General features: G+C 54.8%; 2 protein-coding genes. One reads left to right on the top strand and one right to left on the bottom strand.

Annotation, left to right across the window (positions count from 1 at the left end; translation table 11 throughout):
• On the top strand, window positions 1-547 hold a 547-nt coding region (locus V6C07_RS11330), incomplete at its 5' end, for a zinc finger domain-containing protein (RefSeq protein WP_333536589.1).
• Window positions 548-725: 178 nt separating this feature from the next.
• Here V6C07_RS11330 and V6C07_RS11325 read toward each other — a convergent pair.
• Window positions 726-1,376 (bottom strand): flavodoxin family protein, encoded by a 651-nt coding sequence (locus V6C07_RS11325; protein ID WP_333536588.1) that lies wholly within the window; start codon window positions 1,374-1,376, stop codon window positions 726-728.
• Window positions 1,377-1,678 lie beyond the last annotated feature (302 nt).

Below are 1,678 nucleotides of genomic sequence, written 5' to 3'. Positions count from 1 at the left end.
CATGCCCGCGTCCCAGGCCTGTTCGCCCACCGACGAGCGCCGCCTGTTTTTTGACGACGTGCGCGCGTTTGGAACCCTGCTGGCAGGTACGCCGGGCGTGTTTGCTAACTGGCCTTTCTGGCGTGATCTTGGTTCAGAGCCTCTGGAGCTCACAGAGGCGGCCTTTGCGGAACGCATTGCCCAAAAACGTTCCGCCATCAAGGCCGTGCTGCTGGACCAGAAAATTTTGGCCGGGGTCGGCAATATCTATGCGGATGAAAGCCTGTTCGCCGCAGGCATTGATCCGCGCAGAAAAGCCTCGGAGCTTACGCGGACTGAGGCCCACCGCCTTTTGCAATGCCTGCGGGACGTGCTTTTGCTGTCCATATCCCAGTGCGGCAGTTCCATCCGTGACTACAGGGATGCCGATGGCAATGTGGGAGCCTTTCAAAATACTTTTGCGGTGTACGGGCGCGGCGGACAAAAGTGCAAAAGCTGCGGACGCCCTCTTGAAAAGGGCAGAGTGGCGGGGCGGGGCACTGTCTTTTGCCCGCATTGCCAGCGGTAGCCCGGTGGGTGGCCGCGCCGTTTACGGCAGGCAAAAGCCTGCCTGATCGCATTTCGTGGCAAGGATTTTCAGGAAAATCCTTGCAGAGCAGTTAACTCATTTCATTCATAAACTGCTCTAGAACCGCGCCAGGCCCGCCCCGCTATCACGCCGCGTCTGTAGCGACGGGAAAAGCCGATCAGGCGCGGGCCATGTTCATGCCCAGTTCAAAGGCTTTTTGGCAGTCTTGCGGAAAAACCTCTTTCCTGCGCTTCAGTTTGGCTTCTTCAGAAAAGCATTCCACCTTGTACTTGCTGTAGTCCGTGAACTGGGAGGTGTCGTTGACGTAGAGCACGGCGGGCGGGGTCAGCATCCTGCCCGTAAAATACTCCATGCCGCCAAGGTGTTCGGGGTAATGCATCTCGTTCATGAAGCTTTCAGTAACGTTCATGGTATAGATAAAGGCCGTCTTCATCTTTTTGGGGGCGATGGAAGAATATTCGGCGTCATATACGAGATAGGGGAAAAGGAAGCGCTCAAAAAATGACCGCATTTCCCCTGTGATGCCCTTGAAATAGATGGGTGAGCCAAAAATGATGCCGTCCGCCAGAGAAAGTTTTTCCAGCACCGGGGCCAGTTCGTCGCGCACGGCGCACCGGCCGTATGATTTGCCGCCAAGCCGCTTGCATTCAAAACAGCTTATGCAGCCCTTGTAATTGTAGTCATAGAGATGCAGCATTTCTGTCTGCGCTTCGGGGCAGGCAGCGGTCACGCCTTCAAGTGCCTTGTCCAGCACCGTGGCTGTATTGCATTTTTTTCTGGGGCTTCCGTTAACAGCATAGAATTGCATAAATTTCTCCGTTAAAATGGTTGAAATTGTCGCAGGCAGCGATGTGTCATTACAGGAATATGCGGGTTCCGGTGTGGCCGCACAACGCGCTTTGACACGTGATTTTTGCAGCATCCCGGCTTGCCGGGCTTCTTATGGCTGTTCACCTTCTCCCTCACTCGGTTTGCTGTTGTCTGCTAGAGCAGATTAACTTTGAGAATGTACATTCTCAAAGTTTAAGTCACGCTCGCTTCGATGCTTAACCGCGCAAGTAAATTGCGCTTGCATCTTTGCGGCGGGCGACTGCTCACGCAGCCGCCAGA

The organism is Desulfovibrio sp. 1214_IL3152 (genome assembly GCF_036763055.1).
GTDB lineage: Bacteria > Desulfobacterota > Desulfovibrionia > Desulfovibrionales > Desulfovibrionaceae > Desulfovibrio.
Note: the sequence above shows the minus strand (reverse complement) of the source record. Positions and strands in the feature narration are given on the sequence as shown.